The 15,012-nt window shown below is 57.1% G+C and carries 13 protein-coding genes; 2 read left to right on the top strand and 11 right to left on the bottom strand.

Going from position 1 to position 15,012, the window contains the following annotated elements:
* Nucleotides 1-20 precede the first annotated feature (20 nt).
* The 6 genes from flhB to flgB are packed head-to-tail and all read right to left on the bottom strand — an operon-like array spanning nt 21 to nt 3,389.
* Nucleotides 21-1,100 (bottom strand): flagellar biosynthesis protein FlhB, encoded by a 1,080-nt coding sequence (gene flhB, locus RDA78_RS18105; RefSeq protein ID WP_434051211.1) that lies wholly within the window; start codon nt 1,098-1,100, stop codon nt 21-23.
* A gap of 9 nt (nt 1,101-1,109) precedes the next feature.
* Nucleotides 1,110-1,883 (bottom strand): flagellar biosynthetic protein FliR, encoded by a 774-nt coding sequence (gene fliR / locus RDA78_RS18100; RefSeq protein ID WP_434051210.1) that lies wholly within the window; start codon nt 1,881-1,883, stop codon nt 1,110-1,112.
* Between the two features lie 22 nt (nt 1,884-1,905).
* The gene (gene fliQ, locus RDA78_RS18095) at nt 1,906-2,172 is read right to left on the bottom strand and encodes a flagellar biosynthesis protein FliQ (RefSeq protein WP_434051209.1); all 267 of its coding nucleotides are present in this window, start codon (nt 2,170-2,172) and stop codon (nt 1,906-1,908) included.
* A gap of 21 nt (nt 2,173-2,193) precedes the next feature.
* A complete protein-coding gene (fliE, locus tag RDA78_RS18090; RefSeq protein ID WP_306146192.1) occupies nt 2,194-2,508 on the bottom strand; it encodes a flagellar hook-basal body complex protein FliE in 315 nt (104 codons plus the stop codon).
* Between the two features lie 35 nt (nt 2,509-2,543).
* Nucleotides 2,544-2,954, bottom strand: coding sequence for a flagellar basal body rod protein FlgC (gene flgC / locus RDA78_RS18085; protein ID WP_434051208.1), 411 nt, complete (start codon nt 2,952-2,954; stop codon nt 2,544-2,546).
* Between the two features lie 30 nt (nt 2,955-2,984).
* Nucleotides 2,985-3,389 carry a flagellar basal body rod protein FlgB gene (gene flgB / locus RDA78_RS18080; RefSeq protein ID WP_434051207.1) on the bottom strand — a complete coding sequence of 135 codons (405 nt, stop codon included), beginning with the start codon at nt 3,387-3,389 and terminating at the stop codon, nt 2,985-2,987.
* 417 nt (nt 3,390-3,806) lie between these two features.
* Between flgB and RDA78_RS18075 the strand changes: the two genes are divergently transcribed.
* On the top strand, nt 3,807-5,399 hold the full coding sequence (locus RDA78_RS18075; RefSeq protein ID WP_434051206.1) for a flagellar biosynthetic protein FliO: 1,593 nt from the start codon (nt 3,807-3,809) through the stop codon (nt 5,397-5,399).
* Nucleotides 5,396-6,172, top strand: a complete 777-nt coding sequence (fliP, locus tag RDA78_RS18070) for a flagellar type III secretion system pore protein FliP (protein ID WP_434051205.1) — start codon at nt 5,396-5,398, stop codon at nt 6,170-6,172. The genes RDA78_RS18075 and fliP overlap by 4 nt, the downstream gene beginning before the upstream one ends.
* Nucleotides 6,173-6,246: 74 nt before the next feature.
* On the opposite strand, the gene RDA78_RS18065 is transcribed toward fliP, so the two are convergent.
* The 5 genes from RDA78_RS18065 to carB form a co-directional block, all read right to left on the bottom strand.
* The gene (locus tag RDA78_RS18065; RefSeq protein WP_434051204.1) at nt 6,247-6,969 is read right to left on the bottom strand and encodes an NAD(P)-binding domain-containing protein; all 723 of its coding nucleotides are present in this window, start codon (nt 6,967-6,969) and stop codon (nt 6,247-6,249) included.
* Nucleotides 6,970-7,134: 165 nt separating this feature from the next.
* The gene (locus tag RDA78_RS18060) at nt 7,135-7,851 is read right to left on the bottom strand and encodes a helix-turn-helix domain-containing protein (protein ID WP_434051203.1); all 717 of its coding nucleotides are present in this window, start codon (nt 7,849-7,851) and stop codon (nt 7,135-7,137) included.
* Nucleotides 7,835-9,733 (bottom strand): ATP-binding protein, encoded by a 1,899-nt coding sequence (locus RDA78_RS18055; RefSeq protein WP_434051202.1) that lies wholly within the window; start codon nt 9,731-9,733, stop codon nt 7,835-7,837. Before RDA78_RS18055 ends, RDA78_RS18060 begins: the two co-directional genes overlap by 17 nt.
* A 60-nt stretch (nt 9,734-9,793) precedes the next feature.
* A complete protein-coding gene (gene carA, locus RDA78_RS18050; protein ID WP_434051201.1) occupies nt 9,794-11,560 on the bottom strand; it encodes a glutamine-hydrolyzing carbamoyl-phosphate synthase small subunit in 1,767 nt (588 codons plus the stop codon).
* Nucleotides 11,553-14,807 carry a carbamoyl-phosphate synthase large subunit gene (gene carB, locus RDA78_RS18045; protein ID WP_434051200.1) on the bottom strand — a complete coding sequence of 1,085 codons (3,255 nt, stop codon included), beginning with the start codon at nt 14,805-14,807 and terminating at the stop codon, nt 11,553-11,555. The genes carA and carB overlap by 8 nt, the downstream gene beginning before the upstream one ends.
* Between the last annotated feature and the right edge of the window lie 205 nt (nt 14,808-15,012).

The raw sequence follows: 15,012 nt of genomic DNA, 5'->3' as shown, positions 1-15,012 counted from the left end.
CTGTTTTTCGAAGAAAAGACCTAGTTCGCTCTCCACGACGCGCGATTGCGCATACGGAAGACGAAGCCGATCACCTCGGCAACCGCCTTGTAGTGCTCTTCGGGAACTTCCTGATCGATTTCCACAGTTGCGTAGAGGGCTCTTGCCAGGGGTGGATTCTCAACCACGGGAACCTCGTTGTCCTTTGCCACTTCACGCATCTTGAGGGCAATGGCGTCCGTACCCTTGGCAAGGCAGAGCGGTGCTCCCATTCCTTCTTCGTACTTGAGCGCCACGGCAAAGTGCGTCGGGTTGGTGACGACCACTGTTGCCTGGGGAACTGCAGCCATCATGCGTTTGCGGGAACGCTCCATGCGCAACTGCCGGATCTTGCCCTTGACCTGCGGATCGCCCTCGGTCTGTTTGAATTCTTCCTTGACCTCGCGAAGGGACATCTTCTGCTTGTTGAACCATTTGTTCTTCTGATACGCGTAGTCGGCCGCAGCCACGACCGTCATGACTGCAAGGATCGCAGCGAGCAGCTGAAGAACCAGGACCTGGACCTCTTCCAGGATGACACTCGTCTCGGCGAATATGATGATGTCGGCCTCGTCGCGATGCGGCCACATCACGGCTACCATGAGCGCGCCGACGATCGAGATCTTGAACATGCCCTTTGCGAAGTTCACCAGGCTGTCGGCGGAAAAGAGGCGCTTGAAACCGGATATCGGTGAGATCTTGGACAGTTTCGGTTTGATTGTCTCCGCGGTCAGCAAAGGCTGATGCTGGATGAGATTTCCCGCGACCGCCATGACCAGCAACGCAATCAGCGGCAGCCCGACAATGAGGGCAACCGACTGGCCGGTATCGCGCCAGAGCGCCTGCAGGGCGAAGCCGTCAACCGGAATCTGGTGCGCGTGTTCGATATAGCCTTTCATGAGCGCGCCGAGCGACGCCGCCGCTCCCGGGGCAAAGATAGCGATCATCAGCGTCGCACCGGCAAGCGTGAACCAGGTGCTGACTTCTTGCGATTTGGGAACGTCCCCCTTGTCATGCGCTTCCTTCAAGCGCTTTTGCGTGGGGTCCTCAGTCTTTTCTGAGTCGTCGGTATCGTCAGCCATGTCGACCCGTCACCCTATGATGAACTTGCCGATCGATTCCTGAAAATGCTCGAGATAGAACATCATCAGCGTCGCGATCAGCGCCATGAGAAGGAACAGACCCACGGCGATGTTCACGGGCATCGCGATGAAGAAGATCTGCATTTGCGGCATCAGTTTGTTGAGCAGGCCGAGACCGAAATAAAACACCAGTCCGACCACCAGGAACGGTGCGCTCATGCGCACCGCAATCGTGAACACATGCGCGACGGTTTCCGTGGCGTTTTGGGCGAAATCGCTCATGGGAGGGAGATTGCCGGGCGGAAAAATCGTGAAACTGTCATAGAGCGCGGCAATGACCAGGTAGTGCGAATCGGAAACGAAGACCAGCGTGATCCCAAGGACCGCCAGAAAGTTCCCGTAAAGGGCGCCCTGCTGGCCCTCGTTGGCAATGTCCGTTCCGAGAGCGAAGGCCAGTCCCGACTGGTTCGCCATGATCATGCCTGCTATCTGCAGTGCCGATGTGATCAGCCGTGCGCACAGTCCGATACCGAAACCAATTGCAAGCTCGCCGCCGAGCAGCAGGAGCAGCTGCATCATGTTTGCCGTGAGATTATCCGGATAAAGTGATGCAGCGACAGGGTACATCACCAGCGTGAGAGCAAGCGCGATGGTGAGCCGGAAACGCATCGGAATGGAGCTCTCGCCAAGCGCGGGAAGAAGCATCAGCATCGTTCCCAGTCGGGCAAACATCAGCATGAAGGCCGCTGCAACATCCGGCAGGAAATCAAGCTGAATGGTCATGAGGTCGCGCCCGCCAGATACGTCAGCCGGTGGTCAGGATCATTTCGGTGACCCGTCCCATGAAGGCCTGAAGCAACTGGCTCATGAAAGGCAGCGTTACCAGGATTGTCACGAAGATCGCAAGGATCTTCGGCACGAACACCAGGGTCATTTCCTGGATCTGCGTCAGCGCCTGGAACAGCGCGATCACGACACCGACGAGCAGCCCGACCAGCATGGCCGGCGCCGCCACCAGGATCATCGTCCAAACGCCTTCGCGCGCAAGATCGAGGACTTCGCCTCCGGTCATCTCCAGTCCCCCAAGGCGTGATCAGATCGGCATCCGCATAATTTCTTCATATGCGGAAATGACGCGGTCACGAACCGCGACCATGGTTTCCAGCGCGACCTCGGTCTCGGCCACGGCCGTAACGACATCAACCACGCCGGTTTTTCCTTCGATCATTCCCATCGTCTTCTCGTCGGCCTGTTGTCCCTTGTCGACAACGGTATCGACCGCTTCTTTCACCATCTGGCCGAAATCCATCCCCGTGGTTTCCGGCGTTGTTTCTTCGACGGCCTTCGCTTGCTGCTGAAGCTTGGCTGCCAGCTGGTAGGCATTGTTTGCAATTGACGGAGTGGTCACGGCTCCGGCCCCTTTCGGTGAGTGTATTCCAGAATTCAGGCGCGCAGGATGTCAATCGTTCGCTGCAACATCCGGCGGGTGGACTCAATGACGTTCAGATTGGCTTCGTAGGACCGCTGCGCCTCGCGCATGTCGGTCGTCTCGATCAGCGTATTCACGTTCGGCTGCTGCACATATCCGTTCTCGTCGGCGGCAGGATGCCCCGGCATATGCGTTGACTTGAAATCGGATGTATCTTCCGCAACCTTGCCGAGTTCGACGGTCTTGGCACCCAGTTCCTTGTCGAAATGACTCTGGAAGGTCGCAATCTTGCGCCGGTACGGATCTTCATCCGGCGTGCGCGCCGTCGAACTCGCGTTGGCGATGTTTTCCGCGATGATGCGCATCCGGCCATTTTGGGCTTTCAGTCCGCTCGCAGAAACGAACAGAGATTTGATCAGGTCCAACTTGCCAGTCCTCCTTCAGTCTGCGGTGCGCTAAACGCTCTTGGAAAGCGCGGTCCGGATGAGCCCGAGCCCCTTTGTGTAAAGGCTCGTCGCGGCTTGGAAGTCCATCTGGTTCTGCGTGATTTTCATCATCTGCTCTTCCAGATTCACATTGTTTCCGTCAGGTGTTATCTCAAACGAGTCCAGTTTCTCGACCTTGGCAGGCAGGTTGCCGGAGACGGAACCGGATATATGCCCAACCTTGGTGACCGAGGTGCTGACGGCAGCGTTCTGGAGGCCAATGTGATCCTGGAAAGAATAGGATTTCACGTCCCTGGACACATAACCGGGCGTGTTCGCATTGGCGATGTTTTCGGCCAGAACACTCTGCCGGGTCTGGTGCCACTGCATTTTTGACTTCAGCGCCTGGAAGAGCGGCAAGTCCATTGCGGCCATATTTCTCACCACTTGTTAACCAACTAGGCAATCATTGCCGCCTAAATGGTTAACGAATAGTTAATGCTCAATTTCGGAAATGGCGGAACTTCTACAAAAAACAGTGGAAGAGGACGACATTCCTTTGCAATTCGCAATTTCGGCTCGCCTCAAAACAGGCAATATTTGCCCACTTCTGTTAATTTTAAGCCAGAAAGAGATTCGAGTTCCACCAACAAGCGGAACGGGAAATTGTGACGAGCTGCCGGACAACAAACACATTCATCGGCTTGGGAAGCGGTTTGGGCAAGGCGGCCGAAGCCTGTCCGGCATGGTCCCCAATTACTGGGGAAAAACACAAAACACCCCAATTGCGGCGGCTGCGCGATGTAACGGCACAACGGGAAAATTCCGCTGGCGGGGCGGCACGAGGTCAATATGTACAATTGGATTGAATCAACCTTCAACGTGAGCGGCGGCGCAACCCAGGTCATCGCGGCCGTTCTGGCTCTGATCGCCGTCCTGCTGCTGTTCAGCATTTTCGTTTTCGTTCTGAAGCGCCTGACAGGTGCAAACGCGCCGCAAAACAGAAGCCGGCAACCGCGCATCGCGGTCATGGACAGCACGAATGTCGATGCCCGCAGACAGCTGGTTCTTATCCGGCGGGACAATGTGGAACATCTTCTTCTGGTGGGCGGACCGAGCGATGTGGTCGTGGAGCAGAACATCGTCCGCAACGCTCCGGTCGCGGCTCAGAGGCAAGTTGCAAATCCGCCAGCGGCCGGAACCGGCACGGGAACCATGAAAATGCCGACAGCCCCCGGCCCCGACATCCCTGCCAAGCCGGATGAAGGTGCACGGCAACCTGTCGCTGCCCTGGTGCGGCAGGACCCCGTACCGGCGGTGCCCTTGAAGCCCCGGGTGGAACCGAATGTCCGGCCGGCCCCGAAGCCCGTTGCCGCCAACACGCTGGTTCGACCGGTCTCGCCGCCGAAAAACGAAGACAAGACCCCACCTGTGGTCGCGCCGGTTCCGCCCGCAGTTTCCAATCAGACGCAAGAAAAGGAATCCGGTGCACGCCCGGACAGAGCTGCGGACCTCTTGAGAGCAGCCACTCAAAACGGTTTCAACCGCTCCAACAGTGCCGTTCAAGGCACCAAGGAAAACGAAGCGGAAGAGCCGGCGATCGTCACCGCTCCGAAAAACAAGGACGACACTGCGGTCGGTGCAGCACCGAAAGTCGAAGCGGAGCCGGTATCCAAACCGGCACCGGAGCCCGACATTGACAAGGTTTCTCCGGAGGACGATGAAGGCGCGTCGGCGCCGCTCAGAAGCCTTGGACGCTCTATCGCTGCGCGCGAACGTTCCACGCAGGCAGCCCATACGATATCGCCCCCTTCGTCAGGCCCTGCAGCACGCGCCAAGACTGCGCTCCTCCAGCCGGTCCAAGCCCCCAGCGAGCCCGATGAAAGCGGTTTTGTCTTCAAGGAACAAACGCAGGCGGAAGCGGAAACAGCACCGGTCGATCCAACCGGATCTGCCGGCGAAGGAGACGGTGTTCGCAATGACGGGGTAAAGCAGGAGGAAGAGAAACCCACAGTCTCCGAATTATTCGAAAACACGGAAAGGTTCGACTGGAAAGAAACGGCGGAGACGATCGAGGCGGACTCCTTGGACGAGGATGCACCTGCCGAAAAAGAGCAGGCGACCTCCGAAGAGGAAGAGGCAGCGCCTCCCAGGGAACTCAAGCTGGATCTCGAAATGGATGATCTCATCGATATCGAGACGCCGGAGCCTCAAAAAACCGGTCCGTCAGAGGACGTATCGATCACACCGGATCCGAACAAAAAAGACCCGCAAATGCAATCCGGAGGATCGGCTCCACACACCACCAAGCAATCGGCGACACTGGACATTGTGCCTGGAGCTGAACCGGCATCGCGCCAGCTTCAGGGGTTGGGTGACAAGAACCCGATCGAAGACGAAATGGCCAAGATTCTCTTCGAGTTGGGCGGACAGCAAAATCGATGAACGAAGAGCGTCGCGTCGCGGGGCATCGATGGTGGCACTGGCGCGCAAGCGGACTGCTGGCGCTGACGGTTGTCCTTTCCGTTTTCTCATCCCCTGCACTGGCCCAGGAAATTTCTGTCGGCTTCGGTGACGACACCAGCCTGACGGAGCGCGCGGTCCAGTTGGTCGTCCTGCTGACCGTTCTTTCGCTGGCGCCTTCCATCCTGGTGATGACCACGAGCTTCGTGCGCATCGTGGTCGTCCTGTCACTCCTGCGGTCCGCGATTGGTCTTCAGACTGCACCTCCGAACATGGTGATGGTCAGTCTGGCGCTGTTTCTTTCCGCCTTCATCATGATGCCGACCTTGCAGGCCGCCTATGACGCAGGCGTTCAGCCGCTGATCGAAGGCGATATCGAATTTGACCAGGCCTATGAGCGCGCGGCCGATCCCTTCCGCACCTTCATGCTGTCTCAGGTACGCGAAAAGGACCTTGAACTGTTTCAGGAGCTCTCGGGACAGGATGCCCCGGAGGGGCCTGAGGATCTGGCGATGGCAACGCTCATTCCGGCTTTCATGATTTCCGAGTTGAGACGTGCCTTCGAAATCGGTTTTCTGCTTTACCTTCCCTTCCTGATCATCGACCTCGTGATCGCATCGGTTCTGATGTCGATGGGTATGATGATGCTGCCGCCAGTCGTCATCTCCCTGCCCTTCAAGCTCATCTTCTTTGTTCTCGTTGACGGGTGGAATCTCGTGGCCGGTTCGCTGGTCAAGAGTTTCGGCGGTGGCTGACAAGGGATGCAAACCAAAGGGCGCGAGCATCCCGGAGCCCTGACACAAATCTCGGCATACCCGGAGGCGCACACTCACTTCAACGCGTTCAGCCCGGCCTTCAGGGTCTCTCCCACTCCGCTTGCCTCCATATGAAGTCGCAGGCGTTGGTTATACCCTCCGGGCGTGTTCAGCGCCTCGATCAACGGTTTGCAGGCACTATTCGCCAGGTTCGACGCGACAAGTTCTCTCAGGAACGTCTCGCCTTGTTCCTTGTCGCTGACCCGGTCTCCCAGCCAATCCGCCGCGTCGCTGACCATCCGCACCACCGGTGACAGCACAGCCTGTGCGCACAAATAGGCGGCCATTTCGTCAGGATTTTCGAGCACAAAAATGGAGTTTCGGCTTCCAAACAGCTCCTGCACCAGCTCAGCATCACCCTGCATCATGACCGGTGATCCACCAAGCGCGATCCCGGGAAACGGCATCACGAGCGCAACAGCATACGCCGGCTGAACCAGCGCGTCGGCCTGTTCCAGCGTGGCGCCGGCCATCAAGCTGATAACCTTTTGGCCTGCCCTGAAATCCAGCTTTGCCAGAACTTCGGACGCGACTTCTGCCATCAGGCCCAGAATGATGACGTCGCTTGCATCAATCACGCCCTGATTGTCAGCGATGATGACGTTCTCATATGTGTTAGCCAGTTGCCGGGCGCGACTGGCACTTCGTTCCGACACGGTGATCCGATGCCCATCTCCGGCAATACCATGGACGACAGCGCACGCAATCGCTCCACAGCCAAGCACTCCGATCCGCATGTCAGCCCTCCTTTTCAGGTCGCGTTGTGGCGCCTGCGTTCCTTGTCTCAAAAAGACCGGTCCCTTGCATCCCCATTCTAGGGTCTGGGCCCTAGTGCGGTGAATTTGAAGTTCGCATCATTGCTTCTGCAGACTCCGAAGCGAACTTCAAATTCGTAAACCGCACTAGTAGAACGTCGGCGAAACCGCGACGTCCGACCAGTATTGGATAATGGTGTCCATGGCTGAGACAAACTGGTCGTAATCCTGCGGTTTGCAGACAAATGCGCTGGCGTTGCGTTTGTAGCATTCGTGCATTTCGACCGCGTTGACCGAGTTCGACAGCATGATGATGGGTTGGTTCCAGTAGTTGGGATTGCGCGACAATTCCCGAAGAAAATCGATTCCGGACAATTGTGGCAAACGCACATCGAGAAAGATCAGGTCTGGAGGTACAGCCTTGCTGCCGGACTGGCCGATTTGCCTGAAATGGGCTTCAGCTTCGATTGCTGAACTGTAGCAGGTGACATTGACCTCACGCCGGCTTGCCTCCACCGCCTTGACGAACAGCAGCTGATCGTTGGCGTTGTCCTCGATCAGCATCACGTTGAGACGGCGATGGCGCCTGGGTGAAATGATGTCTTCCTTGTTCGGCACCCGGACCGGCCCATGCTCACTCTTTTCGAGCACCTCGAAGAAATAGTCTATCGGGACGCCAAGCACTTCAGCCAGTTTGAAAATCTGGAATGCCGAGATCCTCGATTCGCCAACTTCCTGCTTTTGAACCAGTTGTGGAGAGACACTGAGCCGTTTTGCAAGTTCGGCCTGGCTGAGCCCGAGTTGCCTGCGTCTTTCGCGCGGTCTCGAGCCAAGCCTGTCGTCAGGATCAAAGCTGTTGTTCATGAAACCGTTCTTTCGGGGCTGGCGAAGGGTCCTTGGGTATCGTGAAATAGAAAGTCGTCCCGGAACCCAGTTTCGTCTGTATCCAGATAACCCCACCCATTCGATAGACAGCCTTGCGGACAATCGCGAGGCCGACACCGTTCCCGGCCTGTTTCGTTTCAGGATGGAACCGCGAAAACACGTCGAAAACCGCCTCGCGGTTGTTTTGAGGAATGCCCAATCCGTTATCCGAAACCGCGAACTCATGGACACTTGGTTTTTCGGTGACACTTATTGCGAGCTGCAACGCACGATCAGGGTGCCGGTAGTTCATGGCATTCTGGATCAGGTTCTGGAACACATGCGTCAGGAGTGTTGAATTGCATGCAATGACAGGCAGACCGTCCGCGTCCAGATTGTAATCTCCCTTTCCTTCGGAGCGTTTTTCCAGATCGGAAAAGATTGAAAAGACAAGTTCGCCGCTGTCGACCGGCTGACTGTGATTGGCGACATGGTTCAGGCTGGAATAAACGATCAGATCGTCAATCAGGCTGCGCATCTTCACGGAAGCGTCGCGGATCCGGGTCAGGTATTGCCGGCACTCTTCCTGATCTTTGGTCTTTTCTGCCAGTTGCGAGAAAGAATGGATCGTGCGCAGCGGTTCTTTGAGATCATGTGTTGCGATGTAGGAGAAGTTTTTCATGTCCGGGTCTATGAGATCGTAGGCAGCATGCCCGACCTCGGCCAAGTCACCTCCCTGAATTTCCTCGGACGGGTTCAATCTGATCTGGGTGAACATGTTCAGCCCTCCCCACAGGATCAGGTTTGCGAAGACGACAAAAAGGCAGATCGCGGCAGCCCCGTAGACCTGGACCTCCCAGGATGCGTCATTCGCGAAACTGACGACCACAATCGCCGAAAACAGCCCCGGCCCAAGGTGGACCGGCACGGCGCCGACGGCGTCGTCGATCTTCAGACGAAGCAACAGCCGATCCGTCGCGATCATGATGGCAGCACCAAGTGCTCCAAACACGAACCCAAGATAGGCGTGTTGCGAGTGCGGCGCTGCCGTTATCGCCACCAGGCCGGCAAGGGCTCCGTTCAAGATGATGACCAGATCCCAACGGCGAAGGATCAGCCTTGAATAGACACAGGCAAAGAGAACACCGCCAACCGCGCCCGAATTCGTAAAGGCGACAATACGCGGGATATCGGCAAAGCCGTTGAGATCCTCGACAGGCAGGGCCGAACCTCCGTTGAAGCCGAACCAGCCGATCCAAAGCAGAAACACGCCCAGCGTTGCGAGAGGCAGGGACGACGGTGTGGTTTGAAGTTTCGCACCGGGATGATCGAAGCGGTTCAATCGCGGCCCCAGAATCAAGCTGCCGATCAAGGCAGCGAGGCCTCCGGCCGTGTGCACGACGGTTGCGCCGGCAAAGTCATGAAATCCATTCTGCTGGAGCCAACCGCCCCCCCGGACCCAATGGCCGATCAGCGGGAAAACCAGCGCTCCGTTGAAGGCGGCAAAAATCAGAAAGGCGTTGATCCGCATGCGTTCCGCAACTGCACCGGACACAATCGAGGTCGACGAAACCGCAAAAAGAGACACGAAAAGCCAATAGGCGGGCTGAACCAGCCCGCCCGATGGTTGATCGCTGTCTCCCCAGATCTGATAGGCGGAAAAGAAGTCTCCGTCTGCGATGCCGAACATGATCTGATGCCCAAGGAGGTAGAAAGACATCGTGGTGACGGCCAGGGCCGCCACATTCTTGGTGAGAATTGCCGCCACCGATTTGCGCGAAACAGCACCTGCCTCCAGGAATGCAAATCCCACGATCATCAGCATGATGAGGCCGGCGCTGATCAGGAGCCCCATTGAGCTCAGGACTTCGGTTATGCTCATGAACACCTGTTCTTGAATAACGGAATATGGCGGCTATCCGACTACATTGGCGAGGGCGGCTCACGCAGACATTGCTTGAACGTCCGGCACGGAAAGCGTTTCGGGGTTGTTTCCGGTCTCCTCGTGCATCACCGTCCGGGCGCGTTCAACAAAGTCATCGAACAGATACGCGGCGTCATGCGGTCCCGGAGATGCTTCGGGATGGAACTGGACCGAGAGAATTTGCTGCTTTGGAAGCTCAAAACCGGCAAGTGTCCCGTCGAATAGAGAGACATGGGTCGTGACCGTCTCTTTTGGCAGGCTGTCACGGTCGACGACAAACCCATGATTTTGACTCGTAATCAGAACCTTGTCCGAGTGCTTGTCATAGACCGGATGGTTGGCCCCATGATGCCCGAAATGCATCTTGGAGACCTTGCCGCCCAGCGCGAGCGCCAGCAGCTGATGTCCGAGGCAGATCCCGAAAATAGGCAGTCCGTTCCGGGTCAGGCTCCGGATGGTCGGAACAGTGTATGGCGCGACGGCAACCGGATCGCCGGGGCCGTTCGACAGGAGAATGCCGTCCGGCGCAAGTTTCATGACCTCTTTTGACGAAACGGTTGCGGGCACGACCGAAACCCGGCATCCGCGCCGTGTCAGGCAATCGACAATGTTGCCCTTGACGCCATAATCGATCAGCGCGACATGCGGCTGGGTCTTTTCCATATCTTTTTCTCCTTGGCTTTGGACGGTCCGAACTGATTTGGTCGAAGCGCCTTCAACGAGTTTCTGCGACACGAGGCTGGGTTGATTGGCTGCAAGAGTTACGAGGCCCGACGGATCATGGCGCGCCTCACGATCAAATGAGATCGCGCAATTCTGAGCTCCGTTCTCGCGCAGATGGCGGGTGAGAGCGCGTGTATCGATCCCGCAGATGCCGGTCAGGCCGTGATCGCAGAGCCACTTCTCGAAATGCGTTTCGGACCGGTGGTTCGAGGGGGCCGTGATTTCATCTCTCAATACACAGCCACGCGCCAGGGGAACCTGTGCTTCGTCGTCGTGTCGATTGACCCCGACATTTCCGATATGCGGGAACGAGAACGTGACCACTTGCCCGGCGTAAGAGGGATCGGAGAGGATCTCCTGATAGCCGGTCATCGCCGTATTGAAACAGAGTTCGGCACTGACGACGCCCTCGCGGCCGATCCCCTTGCCGTAGAACAAGGTTCCATCGGCGAGAGCGAGCAACGCCGTGTGGCGGCAAGGTGCTTTCGGTGTAGCACCGGCATATGTCTTTTTTTCCGGCTCCTGAACACGATCCAGAAGCGCTTCGCTGGTTCTGGTGAATTTCTGGCGTGCCGCGAGTTCGAGAAAGGTCCACAAGGGGCGGCGCAGATCGCGCGGCTTGTCGAACTCCACATACGTGACGTGTCCGAGATCCTCCAGGTCTCGTATCAGCGTTGTTTTGATTGGCGCGTTGCGCCAGACCGCAAACAGCATCGGCACGTTCTCGCCGCCAAAGATGTTGTATGCGACCTCGAATGCCGTGCTCTCACTCATGGCGGTGCGAATGTTGATGAACGCATCGGCATTGCGCATCAGCGAAAGCCTGTAGTTGCGGAAATTGCGCGGTGTGAACGGTGCACCGATGTTCTGTTCGAATGTTTCCCGAAACGACTCGTTGGATTGAGCTTCTGAGCTCCCAAGGAGTGAAATGTTGGCGAAGTGACCGTCAATGCGCTTGATTTCCGACAAACACTGACTGATGACACTGGCTTCCAGTTCCGAGGACTGGGTCAGCGGTTGACGCACGAGTATGTTGAGCAGATTGTTCGCATGGTTAGACATTGGCAGACTCCTGTTGATTGAGCAGCTGAATGCACGGACGGATTGACGGCGTGGAACCGCTCTGTGTCAGCGCCGCGACAGCCAGGTCGCAAGACCGCATGGTGGTGTAGCAGGGGATGTCATTTCGAAGGGCGAACTTCCGGACACGTTTTGCCTCCGGTGTTGCGCACTCGGATGCGTCTGGATGAAGGACAAGCCGCGTCTGGTCCGGATCGAGTACCTCGAACGGATCGCCATCATAGGCAAAGACGTCCAGACCGCGTGTTCCAAGGAACGCCTGCACCTCTTTGGGAGCCCCAATTTCAATGCCCTTCTTGTGCAGAAGTTTCAGCATTTCGACAAAGCCCGCCCTGTCCGCAGGCATGGCGGGAACAATCACCGCACCATCCCGGTCCAGAGGAAAACCGGCCGCCTCCTGGGATTTGGCGAAGGCTTTCGGCAATGTGCATTCGATGCCCATTACCTCGCCCGTTGACTTCATCTCCGGCCCCAGCACCGTGTCACAGTCAGCAAAGCGCTTGAAAGGAAGTACGGCTTCCTTGACCGAGTAGAGACCGCGTGTCTCCGAGCGCAACTCCTCGAATTCGTGCAGTTTCCTGCCGGCGATGACCTGCGCGGCAATTCTTGCGACCGGTACGCCTTTCGCCTTTGCCACGAATGGAACGGTTCGGCTGGCTCTTGGATTTGCCTCGATCAGGAAAACCTGATCCTTCACGACCGCAAACTGCACGTTGATCAGACCGACGACCTTAAGTTCCCGGGCAAACTCCGATGTCTGCCGGCTCAATTGCTCGACGATATCGGGCGGCACCGAATAAGGCGGTATCACGCAGGCGCTGTCGCCGGAGTGCACCCCGGCGGGCTCGACATGTTCCATGACACCGGAGATGCGCACTTCTTCGCCGTCACACAGCGCATCGACGTCGAACTCGATCGCATTTTCAAGGTAGCCATCGATCAGCACCGGCCGGTCATTTGAGACGCTGACTGCATTGTCGATGTAGGATCTGAGTTCGGTGTCATCACGCACGATCCGCATCGATTGTCCTCCGAGCACATAGGACGGGCGGATGACGACCGGATACCCGATATCCTCGGCGCATTGGAGAGCTTCGGCTGCGGACCGGGCAATCGCATTGGGTGGCTGCTTCAGGTCGAGCCGGTCCACCAGGTCCTTGAACCGTTCGCGGTCCTCGGAAAGGTCGATCGCTTCGGGCGGTGTCCCCAGGACAGGGATGCCAGCATCCTGGATGGCTGCCGCCAGTTTCAAAGGCGTCTGCCCTCCCAGCTGCACGACAACGCCGACGAGGTCTCCGCTCGCCTGTTCCTTGCGCAGCACCTCCAGAACGTCTTCCTGCGTGAGGGGTTCGAAATAGAGCCGGTCCGAACTGTCATAGTCGGTTGAAACCGTTTCAGGGTTGCAGTTGATCATGATCGTTTCGAAACCGATCTCCGACAACGCAAGACAGGCATGTACACAGCAGTAATCGAACTCGATTCCCTGCCCGATCCGGTTTGGACCACTTCCAAGAACCACGATTTTCCGCCGGTTCGATGGATCGCATTCGCATTCCGGGGCAGACATTCCATCGCCCTCGTAGGACGAATACATGAAGGACGTCATGCATTTGAATTCTGCCGCGCAGGTGTCGATCTTCTTGATGACCGGCTCAATCCCCGCACTCCGGCGAAAGGCCGCAACCTCGGCTTCGGTGTAACCGGCAAGTTCCGCGATGCGGGCGTCGCTCATCCCCTGTTTCTTGATCATCAACAAAGTGTCGCGATCCTGCGAGAGACTAATCTGGCCGCTGCGCATACGGGATTCGAGATCGACAATAGATCCGATCTGGGAAACGTACCAGGCATCGATCCCGGTACGCTCGCAGATCGTGCCAACGTCAATGCCGGCTCTAAGTGCCTGAGCGACCAGCAGGATCCGCATTGGAGCCGGTTTCTCCAGGTCACGAAGAATCGCTGCCTGGTCCAGCCCGTGGGGAGTTTCGTTTAACCCGGTAAGCCCGATCTCCAGCGACCGCAGCGCCTTTTGCATCGATTGCGCGAAGTTCCGCCCGATCGACATGACTTCACCCACCGACTTCATCGACGTGGTCAGGTGCGGGGTTGTTTCGCCGAACTTGGAGAAATCAAACCGCGGGATCTTGGTCACCACGTAATCAATCGTCGGTTCAAAACTGGCCGGCGTCGACCCGGTGATCTCATTGGTGATTTCGTTCAGCGTGTATCCGATCGCCAGCTTCGCCGCGATCCGGGCGATCGGAAATCCGGTCGCCTTTGATGCTAGCGCGGAGGAACGTGAAACGCGCGGGTTCATCTCGATCAGAATTTGCCGTCCGTTTTCGGGATTGACGGCAAACTGGACATTGGATCCGCCGGTATCGACGCCGATCTCGCGCAGGCAGGCCATCGCGGTGTCGCGCATCACCTGATACTCTTTGTCGGTCAGGGTAAGCGCCGGCGCGACCGTAATCGAATCTCCGGTATGAATGCCCATCGGATCGATGTTCTCGATGGGACAGACAATGATGCAATTGTCCGATCTGTCCCGGACGACTTCCAGCTCGTACTCCTTCCAACCGAGCAGAGACTCTTCAACCAGAACGGAATTGACGGGAGATGCATCGAGCCCCGCCTTCAGGAGTTCGACGAATTCGTCTTGGGTATAGGCGACACCACCTCCGGTTCCGCCGAGCGTGAAAGAAGGCCTCAGAATCGCGGGGAGACCGGTTTCCTCCAGCGCGGAGAGCCCCTGCTCAATCGAGGTCACCTGCACGGATCTCGCACACTCAATTCCGATCTTCTCCATGGCATCCCGGAAAAGTTCGCGATCCTCGGCCTTTCGAATGACGTCCGGCCTTGCTCCGAGCAACTCGATGCCGGCCTCGGTCAGGAAACCGCAGTCTGAAAGCGCAAGGGCAACATTCAGCGCAACCTGCCCCCCCATGGTCGGCAGTATGGCGAAGGTCTCGTTCGGACGTGCCTGCATTTCTTGCGCTATGACGTCTCGCACCGCGTTCGGCGTCAGCGGCTCGATATAGGTCGCATCGGCGGTTTCCGGGTCAGTCATGATCGTGGCGGGGTTCGAGTTTATCAGCACAACCCGATAGCCGTCTTCGCGAAGCGCTTTGCAGGCTTGCGTCCCGGAATAGTCAAACTCGCATGCCTGACCGATCACAATGGGTCCAGCACCCAACAAAACAATGGTGTCAATGTCCGTTCTCTTCGACAAAGAAGGTCTCCCCGAATGTTTGCTCTCTGAAGCGTGGCGCCGCTCCAGTGGGAGTTTCTTAGACGCAAGGCAGTAGTATTGACATGAGTTACTTGTACAGCGATTCTAATTTGATTAGTATTTCATTTCAAAGACAAGATATTAAATCGAGAATCACCGGATGATATCGCAACATTAAAATAGACTTAAAATTAATTACTTTAAG

It is taken from the genome of Roseibium sp., from assembly GCF_051016195.1.
Lineage (GTDB): Bacteria > Pseudomonadota > Alphaproteobacteria > Rhizobiales > Stappiaceae > Roseibium.
Note: the sequence above shows the minus strand (reverse complement) of the source record. Positions and strands in the feature narration are given on the sequence as shown.